This window comes from Allobosea sp. LjRoot237 (assembly GCF_964253285.1).
GTDB lineage: Bacteria > Pseudomonadota > Alphaproteobacteria > Rhizobiales > Beijerinckiaceae > Allobosea.
Genome location: NZ_CAXUQP020000001.1, coordinates 3,818,009 through 3,834,070, shown reverse-complemented (window position 1 = coordinate 3,834,070; position 16,062 = coordinate 3,818,009). Strand labels below are relative to the sequence as shown.

Annotated in this window: 15 protein-coding genes; 4 read left to right on the top strand and 11 right to left on the bottom strand. The window is 65.8% G+C overall.

The window, feature by feature from the left end:
* Positions 1-112: 112 nt before the first annotated feature.
* The 7 genes from ACSQ24_RS18595 to ACSQ24_RS18565 all read right to left on the bottom strand — a co-directional run bounded on the left by ACSQ24_RS18595 (position 113) and on the right by ACSQ24_RS18565 (position 7,157).
* The gene (locus ACSQ24_RS18595; protein ID WP_436096110.1) at positions 113-850 is read right to left on the bottom strand and encodes an ABC transporter ATP-binding protein; all 738 of its coding nucleotides are present in this window, start codon (positions 848-850) and stop codon (positions 113-115) included.
* A 229-nt stretch (positions 851-1,079) separates the two neighbouring features.
* A complete protein-coding gene (locus ACSQ24_RS18590) occupies positions 1,080-1,823 on the bottom strand; it encodes an ABC transporter ATP-binding protein (protein WP_436096109.1) in 744 nt (247 codons plus the stop codon).
* The gene (locus tag ACSQ24_RS18585; protein WP_436096108.1) at positions 1,820-2,833 is read right to left on the bottom strand and encodes a branched-chain amino acid ABC transporter permease; all 1,014 of its coding nucleotides are present in this window, start codon (positions 2,831-2,833) and stop codon (positions 1,820-1,822) included. The genes ACSQ24_RS18590 and ACSQ24_RS18585 overlap by 4 nt, the downstream gene beginning before the upstream one ends.
* Complete coding sequence (locus ACSQ24_RS18580; protein WP_436096107.1) at positions 2,830-3,708, bottom strand: branched-chain amino acid ABC transporter permease; 879 nt, start codon at positions 3,706-3,708, stop codon at positions 2,830-2,832. Before ACSQ24_RS18580 ends, ACSQ24_RS18585 begins: the two co-directional genes overlap by 4 nt.
* A gap of 277 nt (positions 3,709-3,985) precedes the next feature.
* Positions 3,986-5,122, bottom strand: a complete 1,137-nt coding sequence (locus ACSQ24_RS18575) for an ABC transporter substrate-binding protein (protein ID WP_436096106.1) — start codon at positions 5,120-5,122, stop codon at positions 3,986-3,988.
* Positions 5,123-5,186: 64 nt separating this feature from the next.
* Positions 5,187-6,071 carry a shikimate dehydrogenase gene (locus ACSQ24_RS18570; RefSeq protein WP_436096105.1) on the bottom strand — a complete coding sequence of 295 codons (885 nt, stop codon included), beginning with the start codon at positions 6,069-6,071 and terminating at the stop codon, positions 5,187-5,189.
* A 171-nt stretch (positions 6,072-6,242) separates the two neighbouring features.
* Complete coding sequence (locus ACSQ24_RS18565; RefSeq protein ID WP_436096104.1) at positions 6,243-7,157, bottom strand: LysR family transcriptional regulator; 915 nt, start codon at positions 7,155-7,157, stop codon at positions 6,243-6,245.
* A 156-nt stretch (positions 7,158-7,313) separates the two neighbouring features.
* On the opposite strand from ACSQ24_RS18565, the gene ACSQ24_RS18560 reads away from it, so the two are divergent.
* Both ACSQ24_RS18560 and ACSQ24_RS18555 read left to right on the top strand, forming a co-directional pair.
* The gene (locus tag ACSQ24_RS18560; RefSeq protein ID WP_436096103.1) at positions 7,314-7,766 is read left to right on the top strand and encodes a hypothetical protein; all 453 of its coding nucleotides are present in this window, start codon (positions 7,314-7,316) and stop codon (positions 7,764-7,766) included.
* 10 nt (positions 7,767-7,776) lie between these two features.
* Positions 7,777-9,009, top strand: a complete 1,233-nt coding sequence (locus ACSQ24_RS18555; RefSeq protein ID WP_436096102.1) for an HlyD family secretion protein — start codon at positions 7,777-7,779, stop codon at positions 9,007-9,009.
* A gap of 31 nt (positions 9,010-9,040) precedes the next feature.
* Here the strand turns inward: ACSQ24_RS18555 and ACSQ24_RS18550 are convergent, their stop codons facing one another.
* The 4 genes from ACSQ24_RS18550 to ACSQ24_RS18535 all read right to left on the bottom strand — a co-directional run bounded on the left by ACSQ24_RS18550 (position 9,041) and on the right by ACSQ24_RS18535 (position 13,578).
* Positions 9,041-9,319 carry a hypothetical protein gene (locus tag ACSQ24_RS18550; RefSeq protein ID WP_436096101.1) on the bottom strand — a complete coding sequence of 93 codons (279 nt, stop codon included), beginning with the start codon at positions 9,317-9,319 and terminating at the stop codon, positions 9,041-9,043.
* Between the two features lie 53 nt (positions 9,320-9,372).
* Positions 9,373-10,968 carry a bifunctional aspartate transaminase/aspartate 4-decarboxylase gene (locus ACSQ24_RS18545; protein WP_436096100.1) on the bottom strand — a complete coding sequence of 532 codons (1,596 nt, stop codon included), beginning with the start codon at positions 10,966-10,968 and terminating at the stop codon, positions 9,373-9,375.
* Between the two features lie 17 nt (positions 10,969-10,985).
* Entirely contained in the window at positions 10,986-12,671 is a 1,686-nt protein-coding gene (aspT, locus tag ACSQ24_RS18540) for an aspartate-alanine antiporter (protein WP_436096099.1), read from the bottom strand.
* Positions 12,672-12,891: 220 nt separating this feature from the next.
* Positions 12,892-13,578: a GntR family transcriptional regulator gene (locus tag ACSQ24_RS18535; RefSeq protein ID WP_436096098.1), complete on the bottom strand. Its 687-nt coding sequence runs from the start codon at positions 13,576-13,578 to the stop codon at positions 12,892-12,894.
* Between the two features lie 241 nt (positions 13,579-13,819).
* Between ACSQ24_RS18535 and ACSQ24_RS18530 the strand changes: the two genes are divergently transcribed.
* Both ACSQ24_RS18530 and ACSQ24_RS18525 read left to right on the top strand, forming a co-directional pair.
* Positions 13,820-14,854, top strand: a complete 1,035-nt coding sequence (locus ACSQ24_RS18530) for a 4-hydroxythreonine-4-phosphate dehydrogenase PdxA (RefSeq protein ID WP_436096097.1) — start codon at positions 13,820-13,822, stop codon at positions 14,852-14,854.
* Positions 14,855-14,924: 70 nt separating this feature from the next.
* Positions 14,925-15,920, top strand: coding sequence for a tripartite tricarboxylate transporter substrate binding protein (locus ACSQ24_RS18525; protein WP_436096096.1), 996 nt, complete (start codon positions 14,925-14,927; stop codon positions 15,918-15,920).
* Positions 15,921-16,062 lie beyond the last annotated feature (142 nt).

The following is a 16,062-nucleotide window of genomic DNA, read 5'->3' as shown; positions in this document are numbered from 1 at the left end:
ATCGCTTAGCTCGTCATTGCGAGGAGCGTCAGCGACGAAGCAATCCAGGGGGGCGTAGAGTGCTTCCGCCCCTGGATTGCTTCGCTGCGCTCGCAATGACGGTAAGGCGCCATCACGCCGCTTCCGTCATCACGCCGCCGAGGAAGAGCTGGCCGACGCGCGGGTCGGCGAGGATGTCGGCAGCCGGGCCCTGCATGCGGGTCTGGCCGAGCTCCAGCACCAGGCCTTCATCGGAGATCTCCAGCGCCGATCGCGCATTCTGCTCGACCATCAGGATGGTGACGCCCTTGGCGCGCAGCTCCTTCAGGATGTCGAAGGTCTCCTGCACTAGCATCGGCGAGAGGCCGATCGAGGGCTCGTCGATCAGCACCAGCTTGGGATCGAGCAAGAGGCCGCGCACGATCTCGAGCTGCTTCTGCTGGCCGCCGGAGAGCGTCGAGGCCTGGACATCGGCCTTGGCGCGCAGCGACGGGAAGCGGTCGAGAGCCGCCTCGATGCGCTTCGGCATATCGGTGATCTGGCTGCCGGCCGCGACCGCGCCGAGCTCGATATTGTGGCGCACCGAGAGCTCGGGGAAGATGTTACGGCCCTGCGGCACGTAGCAGATGCCGGCTTCGAGCAGCCTGCGCTGGTTCCAGTTGGTGATCTCCCGGCCTTCCAGCCGGATATGGCCCTCGCGGACCTTGATCAGGCCGAAGATCGCCTTGAACACGGTCGACTTGCCGGCGCCGTTGGGGCCGATCACCGTGGTGATGGCGGCGCGCGGCACCTTGAAGCTCGTGCCGTTGAGGATGGTCATGGCGCCGTAGCCGCCGACCACGCCGTCGAGTTCGAGGATGGGGGTGGTCATGCTGCAGCCCTCCGAGTGTGCGGGGACGATGGGCGACGAGGCGCTCCCCCTCCCCCTTGTGGGGAGGGGATAGGGGTGGGGGTGGTGCGGCTTGGTGAGCGGCTGGAGAATGCGACGCTGGACTTGCGGGTGGGCGCTGTCCGGATACAGCGCTCGCTCCACATCGACCCCCACCCCCAACCCCTCCCCACAAGGGGGAGGGGAGTACGCGCTGCGGTTCCCATTGCGCTCAGTGCCCCAGGTAAGCTTCGATGACCGCCGGATTGGCGCGGACCTCGGCTGGCGTGCCCTCGGCCAGAACCTTGCCTTCGGCCAGCACGATGACGCGCGAGCAGAGCGACATCACGAAATCCATGTTGTGCTCGATCACCACGAAGGTCGCGCCCTGCTCGGCGTTGATGGCGCGCAGGCGCTCCTTCAAGTCACCCAGCATGGTCAGGTTGACGCCGCCGGCCGGCTCGTCGAGCAGGACGAGGCGCGGGCCCGCCATGAAGGCCATGGCGGCGTCGAGCAGTTTCTGCTGGCCGTAGGAGAGCCCGCCGGCCTTGGCGTCGGCGAGATGACCGAGCTTGAAGAAGCCGATCATCTTCTCCGCGGACTGGCTCAGGCCAGCGTCACGAGCTCCGAAGAAGCGCGACAGCATCGTGCCCTCGTGCTCCTGGCCGGCGAGGATCAGGTTCTCGCGTACCGAGAGCTCGGGGAAGACCTGCAGCAGCTGGAAGGTGCGGCTGACACCGAGCCGGTTGAGCTCGGACGGGCGCATATTGGTGACATCTAGCCCGTCGAGCTTGACCGCGCCCTCGGTCGGCTCGAGCTGGCCGAGGATGCAGTTGAACAAGGTCGACTTGCCGCAGCCGTTCGGGCCGATGATGCCGAGGATCTCGCCTTCCTTCACGGAGAAGGAGACGCCGTTCACCGCCTTGATGCCGCCGAAGGCCTTGTGGAGGTTCGAGACTTCGAGGACCTGGGTCATCGGCTGCCTCCTGTCTTGCCAGTCAATCGATTCCAGCCGCGCTCGAGCAGGCCGCTCATACCCTGCGGGCAGGCGATCAGCAGCAGCATGACGATCGCCGCGAAGATGATCAGGTAGAGCGAGCCGGCAAAGCGCAGCCATTCCGGCAGCACGACGCCGAGCAGCGCGCCGATGAAGGGCCCGAGCAGGTAGCCGGCGCCACCGGCGACCACCATCAGCAGCAGGAAGAAGCTCTGCGATAGCGAGAAGGGCGAGGGGTCGATGAATTCGACCAGTGGCGCATAGAGCGCGCCGGCGAAGCCGGCATAGGCCGAGCCGATCGCGAAGGCGAGCAGCGTGTACATGCGGGTGTCGATGCCGAGGCTCGCAGCGCGGATCGGATTCTCGCGCAACGCCGTGAAGGCGCGGCCCCATGGCGAGCGGATCATCCACCAGAGCCCGACCGCGAGCAGGAAGGTGACGACGACGACGAAGCGATGGAAGGCAAGCGCGCCGTCGAGCTTGAGGCCGAAGAAGCTCGGCCGCGGGATGTTGGAGAGGCCGAAGACGCCGCCGGTCAGCCATTGCTCATTGCGCAGGACGAGCCAGATCAGCGTCGAGAAGGCGAGGGTGACGAAGGCGAGATAGTGCGCCTTGACCCTGAGCGCCGGGAAACCGAGCACGAGCCCGACGGCGAAGGTCAGCAGGCCCGAGATCGCGAAGGAGGCGTACCAGTTGAGGCCGACCTTGCTGGTCAGCAGGGCGGTCGCATAGGCGCCGATGCCCATGAAGGCGGCCTGGGCCAGCGATTTCAGGCCGGCATAACCGAGCGTCAGATTGAGGCCCATCACGGCGACGCTCATCACCAGCCAGAGCGAGAGCACATAGGTGCCGTAGCGGCCCATGCCGGAGGGGGCGAACCAGAGGAGGATCGCAGCGGCGACCAGCGTCAGCAGCGTGCCGTCGACGGAAGCGGGGAGGGGCAGGCGGCGCGCTGCCGGGGCGGCGCCATGGGTTGCGGGCGCGGTCATACCCGGCGCTCCTCTTTGCGGCCCATCAGGCCTTCCGGCTTGACGAGGATGACGACGACCAGGAGCACGAGCGGGACGGCGAGCCGGTAGGAGGTCGAGATGTAGGCCGCCGCCATGCTGTCGACGATGCCGACGATCAACCCGCCGACGAGGGCGCCGCGGACCTGGTTGAAGCCGCCGACGATCGCCGCGATGAAGGCGAACAGGCCGATCACCTCGCCATTCGAGAACTTCGCCAGATAGATCGGCGAGATCAGCACCGAGGCGACGACCGCGAGCGCCGCGTTGATCACGAAGGTCAGCAGCACCATGCGCTCGACGGGGATGCCGAGGATGCGCGCCACCGTCGGGTTTTGCGCGGTCGCCTGCATCTGGCGGCCGAGCCGGGTGCCTCCGACGAACCATTGCAGCAGGCCGATCACGGCGAAGGCGACCGCGATGATCGCGACATGCTGCAGCGAGATCGCCGCGCCAAACACCGAGATCGTCTCGGTCGGCACGAATGAGGGGAATTTCTGCGCCTCGGCCGAGAAGCCGTCCTTGGCGCCTTCCTTCATGATGATCGACAGTGCCATGGTGGCGATGGCGAGCGGCAATACGCCGTGCCGGATCATCGGGTCGACCACGGCGAGCTTGAAGCCGACGCCGAAGATCAGGATGAAGGCGGCGATGCCGATCAGGGCGCCGAGCCAGATCGGCGCGCCGAAAAGTTTGATCGCGAGCAGGACCAGCACGGCCGGCAGCATGACGAACTCACCCTGGGCGAAGTTGATCGTCTGCGAGGTCTGCCAGACCAGGGTGAAGCCGATCGCGGCGAGGGCATAGATCGCGCCCGTGGCGATGCCGGCGATGAGATAGGCGAGGAATTCGGCCATGGCGGTGTCTCGCTTGGTGTTGGGCCGTGGGCTGGAAAGCTTGTTGTAGCCAAGGCTTTCCAGAAAATGCCGACGGGTGGAACATCCGCGGGGAACCCTTCTCCCGTGTGGGAGAAGGGCAGGGATGAGGGCCTGCTCTATCCGCAGGGGGCGCAACGGAACCATAGCGCCTTTACGATCGGCGGCGGTCCCTCACCCCTGCCCCTCTCCCATCCGGGAGAGGGGTTCCCCGCGCTTGTCCTGTCTGCCGCTCATAGTGACACGGCGTTCGTCGCTCTTACGGGTTGATCTTCGGCAGGGTCGCCGTGATCACCTGCTTGCCGTCCTTGACCTCGGCGAGGAAGCTTTCGCGGTCGAGGTCGCCATTCTTCTCGACGGTGGTCTCGATCAGGATGCCCGGCTCTTCCGAGGTCTTGATCGTGGCGCCCCGCAGCGTGTCGGCGACGCCCTTCTTGTCGAATTTCTTCTGCTTCTCGGTCGCCCACTTGATCATGTAGACGGCCATGTAGCCCTTCAGACCGTTATGGTCGGAGGCGTAGTTGTACTTGGCCTGGAACTTCTTGCCGAACTCCTGGAAGGCCGGGATCGGCGCGTCGATCGAGAGGCCGACATGGCCCTTGACGCCATTGGCGGCATCGCCGGCGAGCTCGATCACCTTGGCGCCGAGCAGCGTCGTCTCGCCGACCATCGGCTTGGTGATGCCCTGCTGCTTGGCGGCGCGCAGGAAGCGGGCGCTCTCCTCCTCGTTCAGATAGACGAAGACAGCATCGGCATTGGCGTTCTTGATCTTGATCGCGTCGGCGGCGAAGTCGGCCTGGCCCTGCTCGGTGGCGACATCGGCGGCGAGCTTGATGCCGGCCTTCTCCAGCTCGGGGATGATCGCGTCGCGCCCGCCCTTGCCGAAGTCGTTGTTGACCCAGACGACAGCGACCGAGCCGGCCTTGACCGTGTCCTTGAGGTATTTGGCGATCTTCGGCATCGCCGCGCTCTGGCTGAGCGAGGTGCGGAACAGGTATTGGTTGCCCTGCTTGGTCAGGCCCGCCGCCTCGCCGCCGACGAGCTGGGCGATCTCGGCACGCTGGGCGATCTGCATGGAGGCGCCGATCGGGCCGGAGAAGACCGGGCCGAGCACGGCATAGGTGCCCTCGTCGATGGCGCGCTGCACGGCGGCGCGGGTGTTACCCGGATTGGTCTGGGTGTCGTAGTGGACGATCTCGATCTGCTTGCCGAGGATGCCGCCCTTGGCGTTGATGTCGGCGACAGCGAGGTCGATGCCGTTCTTCCAATTGGTGCCGGCGGTCGCGCCTGCGCCCGAGAGTTCGACGACGTCGACCAGTTTGACCTTGTCCTGCGCCAATGCGGGCAGGCTGACGGCCATGCCGAGCACAGCGGCAATGATCCAGTGCTTCTTCATTCTCGTTTCCTCCACTCGTCTTTACGTCTTTTGATCCCCGCCCGGTGATGCCGGGTCGTCTTGCTCAGGCAGCCCGTTCGGCTCCCTCGCGCGCCGCGATCACGGCGTCGAAGGCGGCGCCGATCACGGTCTCCGACGCCTCCAGCCCGGTGAACAGCCGGAAGGCGTCGACCGCCTGGTGGATGGCGAGCTCGCGCCCGGTCATCACGGTCGCGCCGGCCTTTTGCGCCGCTTTCAACAGCGGAGTAAAGAGCGGGTAGTAGACTGCGTCGGCAACCCATTGCGACGCATGGATCGCATCCGCCGTGATCGGGATGCCACGGTCCGGCAGCATGCCGATCGGCGTGCCGTTGACGATGCCGGCGGCGCCCTCGGCCGCATCCTCGGCGCTGGTCGAGATCACGGTCTCGGCGCGCTCGCCCAGAGCGGCTGCGAGTGCCTCAGCCTTGGCCCAATCGGTGTCGTAGAGCCTGAGGCGACTGACGCCGCTGCCGGCCAAGGCGAAGGCGATCGCCTTGCCGACGCCGCCCGCGCCGATGATCGCGACCGGCTTGTCGCCATCCTGCCGGCCGAGCCGGCGATAGGCGGTGGCGAAGCCGGTGGCATCGGTGTTGTGGCCGGTCAGCTTTCCGCCGTCGACGACGATGGTGTTGACCGCGCCCATTGCGGCAGCCTGCTCGGACAGTCCGTCGAGCAGCGGCACGACCGCTTCCTTGTAGGGGAAGGTGACGTTGATGCCGGAGAAGCCGAGCCGGCGGATGCCGTCGAGCATTGCGACGAGATCGTCGCGCCCGGCGCCGGCGACCTCGATGAGATGGTAATGCGCCTCGATTCCGGCGGCGCGCGCCGCCGCTTCCTGCGCCGCCGGTGTCGCCGAATGCGCAATCGGCGAGCCGAGCAGCCCGAGCAGCACGCGTTTGCTCTTCCTGGCGGTGACGATGGTCGACATTCCGTTCCCTCTAGAGCCGGATCCGATCAGGCTGAATCAGCATGATCGGTGAATCCGCCTCTCACTTTTATCCGGCGCGCTCGTCTTGGCGGGCTTGCGCAATAGCCTGCAGCTAAGCCGATTTGAAGCCGTAACGCGATAACCAATTCGTCGCTGTAGCCTAACTTGGTGTTATCTTTCTGCGGCGAGTCGCGGTGAGATGACGGCGGTCATCTCCTCGCGCAGCAGGCGGACGAAGGTTTCGGCGTAGAGCGAGGGCGCCTTGTCATTCTTCATCGCGACATAGGTCTGGAAGCAGGTCGGCTCTTCGATCGGGATCGTGACGATCCCCTGCATCGAGCCGTGCGCGACGGTGAACTGGTCGATGATGGCGATGCCGAGGCCCGCGCGCACCAGCGAGCAGACCGTGGTCCCGAAGCGTGCCTTGATCGCCATCTCATAGCGGAGCTTCTGGCGCTCGAAGATCTCGCTCATGATCCGCCCATAGGGATCGGTCGGGTCGATTCCGATCAGCGGATGCTGGACGATCTCGCGCGCGGAGATGCTGGTGCGCCCGGCGAGCGCGTGGTTCTGCGGAACGATGCACAGCAGCTCGCCCATCGCCAACGGCATGAAGTCCAACCCGGGATGATCAAGCTTGTAGCTCATCGCCACGATCTCGCCCTTGCCGAGCAGAAGGTAGTCGAGCGCCTCCTCGATCTTCAGGATGTTGATGTCGATGCGCAGGTCGGGATGCTTGCGCCTGAGACGCTCGATCGCGCGCGGCACCATGACGTGGCAGATGCTTGGCACTGAGCCGAGCTTGAACTCGACATCGCCGCCGCGCTCGATCCGCGCCAGCATCGAGTGCAGGTCGTCGACCTTGCGGTAGACGCCGTTGATCTGCTCGAAGATGTCCTTGGCTTCAGGGGTCGGCACATAACGGCCGTGCCGGCGGTCGAACAGCTTGAGCCGGAGCGTCCGCTCGGTGTGCTTCATCAGCCGGCTGATGCCCGGTGCCGAGACGTTGAGCAGCTTGGCCGCGCCGGCGATCGTGCCGGTGATCATGATCGCCCGGACCACCTCGATCTGGCGCAGCGTCAGCATGGATCGCGTTCCCCCTGTCGGCTTCTTGCCGGCAGCGGAAGCGAGGGGCGCCTGCCTGTCAAGACGGGATGGCGGCAGTCCGGCTTGAGCAAGTTGACTCCCGCATGATTTGCCAGTCACCTCCCGTTAGGTCGTCGATCGATCCGGGGGGATGGCATGGCGGAACAACTTCATCCCGCGGCCCCGCATCACCTGCCGGCGTTCATCACCAGCCCGGGCGGGACCGATTATCTGATGGTCGCCGCGGCGGTCATCCTGATCGGCGCCGTGCTCGGCATCGGCCTGCTCTTCCTGCGCCTGCACACCTTGCCCGAACGCATCGCCCACAAGACCCACAAGCTGCAGTTCGAGATCGTCGCCGTGCTCGGTCTGCTCGCACTGTTCACCCATGTGCATCTCTTCTGGGTTATCGGCCTGTTCCTCGCTCTGATCGACATCCCCGATATCCCCGGGATGTTCGGCCGGATGGCGGGCGCGCTCGAGAAAATCGCCGGCATCGCGCCCGGCCATGGCGGGGAGGCCGCTTCGGACGTGGAGCACGGCGTCACTCCGCCGGACGACAAGTCGGTGCAGGTATCGGTCGCGGCCGCGCCGACCGGCCAGCATTGAGGGAAGTGCGATGCTCGAGCTTCTCGTCTGCGCGCTCTTCACCATCGTCCCGGACTATCTTTACCGCCGCTACGGCCAGGGCAAGCGGCTGGGCAAGGAGATCACGCTCTATTCGATCTGGTTCGAATTGCGCTGGGGCATCGTCACCTGCGTCATGCTGACGGTCGGCCTGATCACAGTGATCTTCTACAACCATCCGTCGACGACCAGCGCCACGGTGTTCTTCCGGACCGTGCCGATCGTGCCGGAGATCAATGGCCGCGTCGCGCAGGTCCATGTCGGCTCCAGCCAGAAGGTCGAAAAGGGCGCGCCGATCTTCACGCTCGACAGCAGGACGCAAGAGGCGGCCGCCGAGGCTGCCCGCCGCAAGATTGCCGAGGTCGACGCGACGCTGGTGGTCGCGAAAGCCGATATCCTGGCCTATGACGGCAAGATCCAGGAGGCGAAGAGCGCGCTGCAGCAGGGGCTCGACGAATTGCAGACCAAGCGCGAGCTAAGGCAGCGCAATGAAAACGTCGTCGCGACCCGCGAAATCGAGCGGCTGGAGAACATCGTGGCCGGTCGCGAGGCCGCCGTTGCCTCGACGACGGCCTCGCAGGCGGCGGCCCAGACCAAGATCGCGACGCTGCTGCCGGCCGAGCGCGCCAGCGCCGAGGCGGCATTGGCGCAGGCCGAGGTGGAGTTGGGCAAGACCGTGGTGCGGGCCGGCTTCGCCGGGCATATCGAGCAGTTCACGCTGCGAGCCGGCGATATCGTCAATCCCTTCATGCGGCCGGCTGGAATCATCATTCCGGAAGAGGCGGGGCGTGGAAGGTTGCAGGCCGGCTTCGGCCAGATCGAGGCGCAGGTGATCAAGGTCGGCATGCTGGCCGAGGTCACCTGCATCTCGAAGCCATGGGCGGTGATCCCGATGGTGGTGACCGGCGTGCAGGACTTCATCGCCGCCGGTCAGATCCGCAGTGGCGAGCAGTTGATCGACGCGCAGCAGGTGATGCGGCCGGGAACGATCCTCGCCTTCCTCGAGCCGCTCTATCAGGGTGGGCTCGATGGCGTGACGCCGGGCTCAAGCTGCATCGCCAACGCCTATAGCAGCAATCACGACGTGATCGCCGCCAAGGACACCGGCACGTTGCGCCGCATCGCCCTGCATGCGGTGGACGCGGTCGGGCTGGTGCACGCCATGCTGCTGCGCATCCAGGCGCAAGTGCTGCCGATCAAGATCCTCGTCCTGAGCGGGCATTGAGTCCGCTGGCGACTGGCCAGCCTCCGGTGGGTCAGAAACGTCGCCCGGCTGGACCGGATGCGGCCGGCCGGGGCGGCCTCTGCTGCCGGGCCGTCGCGTCGAACGCTCGGAACGCTTCGATGCTCGCCCGGCCGTTGCGCATCGCCGCGCCCATGCGGCCATCGTGCATCATGCCGTAATTCTCGATCTGAGATTCGTGGATGCAGCCATCCATCCTGTTGCAGGCTGCTGCGGGGCCTGCGGGCAGGCTTGCGGACAAGGCGATGATGGCCGAGGCGGCTAGCGCGCCGGCGATGATCCGTAGGACCATCGGCGTTCTCCATGGTCGTCGGACGGGGCGTATGCGAGGCGCGGCAGGGCGCCTCACTTCCTGCTCTTCTTTTTGTACTGGGCGTAGAACTGGTCGGCCATGCTGCGCAGCGCCCGGCCGATATTGGCGTATTCGTACTCGTTGAGATTGGCGAGCGAGGCGCGGCCCGCCGGCTGCTTCGTGCCGAAGCCACGCCCCGGCAGCAGCACGATCCCGGTCTCGTCGGCGATCCGGAACAGGAAATCGCCGGCGGCCGAACGATCCAGGACCCATTTGGCGAAATCGTCGCCATAGAGCTTGCGGGCGATCTCCTCGAGATCGAGCAGGGTGTAGTAGTCGACGGCGTTCGGATCTGTATCCTGCTCGATGCCGAGCTCGCGGTAGAGCGCGGCCTCGCGCCGGCGGATCAGCTTCTTCAGCTCGGCCTTGTAGCTGTCGCTCTCGTCCATCAGCGCGAACAGTGAGAACAGCACCATCTGGACCTGCTGCGGGGTCGACAGGCCGGCGGTGTGGTTGAGCGCCACCGCCCGGCTGTCGGCGACGATGCGGTCGATGAAGCGCAGCGAGCGCACATCGGGCAAAAGCGAGCCATAGCGGTGGTCGAGGCCCTTCTTGGCCTTTTCGGGCAGGGCGTCGAGTGCACGGTCGAAGACATTCTGCTTGTGCGTGGCGATCACGCCGAGGCGCCAACCCGTGGCCCCGAAATATTTCGAGAACGAGTAGACCAGCATGGTGTTCTGCGGGCAGGTCGCGAACAGTGAGCGGAACCCGTCAGCGAAGGTGCCGTAGACGTCGTCGGTCAGGATGAACAGGTCCGGCCGGTGCTCGCGCACGATCGCGGCGACACGGTCGAGGCTGCGGTCGTCCATCTTCACCGAGGGCGGATTGCTCGGATTGACGCAGAAGAAGATCTTGATCGCCGGGTCCTTCAGCTTGTCGAGCTCCTCGTCCGGGAATTGCCAGCCTCGCGCCGGATCGGCGTTGATCGCGACCTCGACGAGCCCGTATTCGTCGAGCTCGGGAATCTCGATATAGGGCGTGAACACCGGCAGGCCGATCGCGACCTTGTCGCCGCGCTTGAGCAGGCCGTTCTGCTTCAGCGTGTTGAAGATGTAGGCCATCGCCGCCGTGCCGCCCTCGACGGCGAAGAGGTCGATGCTGCCGGCCGGCAGGAAGCCGCCGATCATCTCCTTGACGATGTATTGCTTGACGATCTCCTCGCTGATCCTGAGCATCCGCGGCGGCACCGGATAATTGCTGCCAAGGATGCCTTCGACCATCTCGTGCAGGAAGTCCGAGGGGGGCAGGCCGAGCTGGTCGCGGACATAGCTCAGCGCCCGACCGAGGAAGACGACGCCCTGCTGGTCGCGGTGCTCGGCGGTGAAGCGCTCGAAGCGGCCTTCGATGCCCTCGATCTTCGGCAGGCCGCCGACGCCGTTCTCCATGTAGGAATAGGAGAGTTCGGCCTCGGCCGTGGCGAACAGGCCGAGCCGGAAGAAGGCGCGGCGGGGCAGGGTCGCCAGGAAATTGGGATTGCCGCGGCCGGCATTGAGCATCAGGCGGTTCGCCTTGCCCGAGGCCAGCTTGATCAACTCATCCTTCAGCTCGAACGGGCTCAGCTTGGCGTACTTCGAATAATCGGTGGTCATGGCAAACTCCGATCGGTTCAGGCAAAGGCGACGACGAGCGGCCCGAGCAGGGTCAGGAAGACGTTGGCGAGCGCGTAGGTGATGGCGAAGGGCGTGGTCGGGATCGAGTTCCCGGCCTTGTCGAGGATCTCGCCGAAGGCCGGGTTGGCGCTGCGCGAGCCCGACAGGGCGCCGGCGAAGATCGCGGTGTTGTCGTAGCGCAGGACATAGCGGCCGAAGAGCATGGTGATCAGCAGCGGCAGCAGGGTCACCACGACACCGATCAGGAAGATCGACAGGCCCTTCTCGGCGATCGTGCTGACGGCCTGCAGCCCCGATTGCAGGCCGACCACTGCGACGAAGCCGGCAAGGCCGAGATCGCGCAGCAGCGTCGAGGCCGCGCTCGGCATGTTGCCGAGCGCCATGTTGCGGCTGCGATACCAGCCGAAAGCGAGGCCGGAGAGAAGCGCGCCGCCGCCGCTGCCGAGAGTCAGCGGAATATCGCCGAACCGGACCACCAGCAGGCCGATGAGCAGGCCGACGACGAGGCCGAAGCCGTGGAAGACGAAATCGGTCTTGTCGCTTGGGATGATGACGCTGCCGACCTGCCGCGCCACGCGCTGCACGTCCTCGGCCGTGCCGTAGAGCGTGGCGACGTCGCCCGGTTCGATCACCGTCCCGCCCTCGAGCGGCAACGGAGTGCCGGCCCGCTTGATCGCGACCACGTAGACGCCATGGCGCAGATCCGCGGCCGTCGATGTGCGGATCTCCGCGACGGTACGCTTGACGAAGGCGGTCGCGGTGATCGCGACGTCGCGGGTGACGACGACCACGTCCATGCCCTCGGAGGATTCGAGTTCCGGCCCGAGCTGCTGCGACAGGCCGACCACGCCGGAGCGACGCCCGACCAGCAGGACGATGTCGCCGGACTGGAGCTTGAGCGACGGTTCCGTGCCGATCAGCGCGCCGCCCCGCTTGATCCGTTCGATGCTGATCGGCTGGGCGCTGGCGCCTTCGACCTCGGCAACGCTGCGGCCGGCCGCGGTCTCGATGCGATAGATCCGTCCGATGAGGTCAGGCGCCGCCGCATGCTCGCCGACACCGTAGCTGCGCGCCCCGGCCAGCATTTCCGCCTCGGCCTTGATCGCGTCGTCGCGAATGCTCCGCCGCATGAACCAGGGCAGGATGTTGACGCAGACGATGATCGCGCCGAACGAGCCGAAGATGTAGGTGACGGCATAGCCGATCGCGACATTGGCCTGCAGGCGTTGCGTTTCATCGGCAGCGAGGCCGAGCTTGCCGATCGCGGCGCCGGCCGTGCCGATGATCGCCGATTGGGTCAGGCCGCCGGCGGCGATGCCGGCCGCGAGCCCCTTGTCGAGGCCGAAGACGCGCGCCAGCACGATGACGGTGAGGAGCCCGCTCACCGCCAGCACGGTCGCCATCGCGATCTCGCGCAGCGACTGGCGCCCGAGCGAGCGGAAGAATTGCGGCCCGCTCTCGAAGCCGACCGCATAGATGAACAGGGCGAAGAGGACGGATTTGATGCCGTTGTCGATCGAGACGCCGACCTGGCTGATGATCACCGCGACCAGAAGCGAGCCGGCGACCCCGCCGAGCTGGAACTTGCCGAACTGGAATTTGCCGATCCAGTAGCCGAGCGCCAGCGAGAGGAACAGGGCGATTTCAGGGGACTGGTTCAATACGGCATGGAGCCAGGACATGAGCGCTTCCCTCGACATTGAAGTCTTCGGAAACCAGGTTGCCTGAAGGCAATATTTGGTAAAATTATAATATCTTTGGTTGCTTCAGCGTACAGTACTCAACCATTGGGCGCGCTGTCCAGTAAGTTTGGCGGTTGAATTCTGACGTGTTTCCACAGCAAGCGTGCCGGTGCGCCCGCCATCGAAACAGGGCATTCAGCAACGGGAAAGGGCGGCAGGCTTAGAGCACGTCGCGCACGCGCACCAATGTCGAGTCCATGTGCTTGCCGATGATCACGGCGAGCGCGTCGCCGTCGCGCTTCAGGAGGGCCTCGATCATCTCCTCGTGCTCGGCCACGGCGCCGGCCCATTTCTCCGGGCCTTCATTGCCGATGAAGCGCAGGCGCTTGATCCGGGCCTGGAGCGTGCCGTGCATCTCGACCAGCACGCTGTTACCAGAGGCGGCAACGATGGCGCTGTGGATCGCCTGGTTCAGCTTGAAATAGTCGAGCCGGTTACGGACCCGGTAGAGCTCCATCATCTCGTCGTGCAGCGCCTTGATCGCGGCGATGGCTTCGTTGCTCGCCTGGGCACAGGTCATTCGCCCGCCGAGCTGTTCCAGCGTCTTCAGCACTTCGAGGATCTGCAGCAGGTCGTGCGCCGAGAACTTGCGGACGACCGCGCCCTTCGCCGGCTGGATCTCGACGAGGCCTTCGCTCGCCAGCGTCTTGATCGCCTCGCGCAGCGGTGTGCGCGAGACGCCGAGCTGCGCCCCAACGGCGCCTTCGTTGATACGCTGTCCGGGCGCGAGCCTGCCCTCGATGATCATGTCGCGCAGCCGTTCGAGCACCTCCTCGTGCAAGGTGCGCCGCGTGATGCGCGGATAGGCGTCCTGCGCCTCGCTCGACATGCGGGCCTCGTTCGTCATCGCGGCTCTCCTTTGTACCTGTACGGCATGGCGCTTTCGCGCTGTCAACGCGGCCGGCCCGGCTGCAATGTGGCCGTTCCAACTGGACGCGGCCTCGCCTGTGGACAGGCGAAGCCATCGCCGGACTCACGGCAGGGTAGTGCAGTTAGGTTATGCTGCATACAGCATACTTGCTTTCGCGATGTCCCCCATGATAGGCCGGAGCCAAGCAACCGGCTGCGGCCGGCCTCGGGAGGACGAGATGGATATCAAGGCGCAGGCTTCCTTGCCGGTGATTGCGGTCGCGATGGGTGATCCCTCCGGCATCAGCCCGGAACTCACTGTCCGCATCCTGGCTGAGCCCGACCTGCGCAATGCCGCCCGCTATGTCGTCTTTGGCGATCTGCGCCTGTTCCAGCTCGGTGCCGACGATGCCGGCCTGAAGCCTGATCTGCATGTCGTCGGTGAGGGCGATGCCCTGCCGGCCGATGCCGGCAAGCCGATCTTCGTCGACCTCGGGAACCATGATCCGGCCGACCTCCAGCGCGGCAAGGCGACGCTCGCCGGCGGCAAGGCCGCGACCGACAATTTCCGCCGCGCGCTGCGTCTTGCTGCGTCCGGTCGGGCCGACGCGGTGTTCTTCACCCCCTTCAACAAGGCGGCCATGCGCTTCGCCTACCCGGGCTATGACGACGAGATCCGCTTCGTCCGCGATGCGATCGCATTCGAGGGCCCGGCCAGCGAGTTCAACGTGCTGGACCAGCTCTGGAACGCCCGCGTCACCTCGCACATCCCGCTCTCCGAGGTCGCGCAGAACATCACCCAGGAGCGCATCCTGCGCGCGCTCGACCTGGCCGACCGGAACCTGCGGGCCGCCGGCTTCAACCCGCCGCGCATCGCGGTGGCCGGCATCAACCCGCACGCCGGCGACGGCGGCAATTTCGGCCGCGACGAGATCGAGGTGATCGAGCCGGCCGTGAAGGCGGCGAAGGCCAAGGGCTACGTGGTCGAGGGGCCGTTCCCGTCCGACACCGTGTTCCTGCGCGCCAAGAACGGCGATTTCGATGCCGTGCTGACCATGTATCACGACCAGGGCCAGATCGCGATGAAGCTTATGGGCTTCGACCGCGGCGTCACGCTGATCGGCGGCTTCCCGTTCCCGATCTGCACGCCGGCCCACGGCACCGCCTACGAGATCGCCGGCAAGGGCATCGCCAATCTCGGCGCCACCCGCGCGGCGCTGTCGCTCGCGATCAAGATGGCGAGCGAAGGCAAGGCGGCGCGCAAGGCCGCCTGAAAATTACGACCCGGTGAAGCGGCCGCGAAGAGCCGTGCCTGATTTCAACGATCATCCAGGGAGAAACAGCATGAAACGTTTTTGCATTGCGGCCGGCCTGGCCGTCGCGCCCTTCGTTGCAGTCGTGGCCCCGGCCGCGGCCTGGCAGCCGACCAAGCCGATCGAGTTCGTCGTGACATCGGGTCCCGGCGGCGGCACCGACAATTTCGCTCGCATCGTCCAGTCGATCATCGCCAAGCACAAGCTGGTCGAGCAGCCGGTCGTCGTGCTCAACAAGGGTGGCGGCAGCGGCGCCGAGGGTTACATCTATGGCAAGGGCGCCAAGGGCGACGCCCACAAGGTCGTCTTCGGCACCAACAACGCCTATCTGCTGCCCTATGTCGCCAAGCTCGGCTACAAGCTCTCCGACCTGACGCCGGTCTCGGCGCTGGCGCTCGACGAGTTCCTGATCTGGGTCAAGGGCGATGCGCCCTTCACCGACGCCAAGGCCTATGTCGAGGCGGCCAAGGCCAAGCCCGGCAGCTTCAAGATGGCCGGCAGCCAGTCCAAGGACACCGACCAGACGCTGACCGCGATGATCCAGGAGGCAACCGGCGCCAAGTGGATCTACGTACCCTTCCAGGGCGGTGGCGCGGCTGCAACCCAGCTCGCCGGCGGCCATGTCGATTCCAACACCAACAACCCGAACGAGAACATCGGCCAGTGGAAGGCCGGCCAGGTGAAGCCGCTTTGCGTGTTCTCGCCGGTGCGCCTCGCCAAGAGCGATCCGATCCATGACGGCAAGGGCTGGGGCGACATCCCGACCTGCAAGGAAGCCGGCCTGCCGCTCGAATCCTTCCAGATGCCGCGCACCGTCTGGCTGCCGGCCGAGGTCCCGGCCGATGCCGTCGCCTTCTATGCCGACGTCATGGAAAAGGTCAGCAAGACGCCGGAATGGGCCGAGTTCATCGCCCGCACCGCGCAGACCGCCCGCTTCATGAAGGGCAAGGAACTCACCGACTTCGTCGCCAAGGACGAGGCCGCCAACGCCAAGGTCTTCAAGAACGAAGGCTGGGTTGTGAACTGACCGCTGCCAGCTCGCCGTCATTCCGGCCGCAGCGAAGCGGAGCGCCGGAATCCATCGTTGGACGAGACGCTCTACGATGGATTCCGGATCTGCGCCGCTTCACGGCTTGTCCGGAATGACGGGCTTTGCTGAAGAGAAAAAG

Bases quoted from the DNA above. Each gene is read 5' to 3' on its own strand.
- ACSQ24_RS18595 (WP_436096110.1), bottom strand. From the start codon at position 850: ATGACCACCCCCATCCTCGAACTCGACGGCGTGGTCGGCGGCTACGGC.
- ACSQ24_RS18590 (WP_436096109.1), bottom strand. From the start codon at position 1,823: ATGACCCAGGTCCTCGAAGTCTCGAACCTCCACAAGGCCTTCGGCGGC.
- ACSQ24_RS18585 (WP_436096108.1), bottom strand. From the start codon at position 2,833: ATGACCGCGCCCGCAACCCATGGCGCCGCCCCGGCAGCGCGCCGCCTG.
- ACSQ24_RS18580 (WP_436096107.1), bottom strand. From the start codon at position 3,708: ATGGCCGAATTCCTCGCCTATCTCATCGCCGGCATCGCCACGGGCGCG.
- ACSQ24_RS18575 (WP_436096106.1), bottom strand. From the start codon at position 5,122: ATGAAGAAGCACTGGATCATTGCCGCTGTGCTCGGCATGGCCGTCAGC.
- ACSQ24_RS18570 (WP_436096105.1), bottom strand. From the start codon at position 6,071: ATGTCGACCATCGTCACCGCCAGGAAGAGCAAACGCGTGCTGCTCGGG.
- ACSQ24_RS18565 (WP_436096104.1), bottom strand. From the start codon at position 7,157: ATGCTGACGCTGCGCCAGATCGAGGTGGTCCGGGCGATCATGATCACC.
- ACSQ24_RS18560 (WP_436096103.1), top strand. From the start codon at position 7,314: ATGGCGGAACAACTTCATCCCGCGGCCCCGCATCACCTGCCGGCGTTC.
- ACSQ24_RS18555 (WP_436096102.1), top strand. From the start codon at position 7,777: ATGCTCGAGCTTCTCGTCTGCGCGCTCTTCACCATCGTCCCGGACTAT.
- ACSQ24_RS18550 (WP_436096101.1), bottom strand. From the start codon at position 9,319: ATGGTCCTACGGATCATCGCCGGCGCGCTAGCCGCCTCGGCCATCATC.
- ACSQ24_RS18545 (WP_436096100.1), bottom strand. From the start codon at position 10,968: ATGACCACCGATTATTCGAAGTACGCCAAGCTGAGCCCGTTCGAGCTG.
- aspT (WP_436096099.1), bottom strand. From the start codon at position 12,671: ATGTCCTGGCTCCATGCCGTATTGAACCAGTCCCCTGAAATCGCCCTG.
- ACSQ24_RS18535 (WP_436096098.1), bottom strand. From the start codon at position 13,578: ATGACGAACGAGGCCCGCATGTCGAGCGAGGCGCAGGACGCCTATCCG.
- ACSQ24_RS18530 (WP_436096097.1), top strand. From the start codon at position 13,820: ATGGATATCAAGGCGCAGGCTTCCTTGCCGGTGATTGCGGTCGCGATG.
- ACSQ24_RS18525 (WP_436096096.1), top strand. From the start codon at position 14,925: ATGAAACGTTTTTGCATTGCGGCCGGCCTGGCCGTCGCGCCCTTCGTT.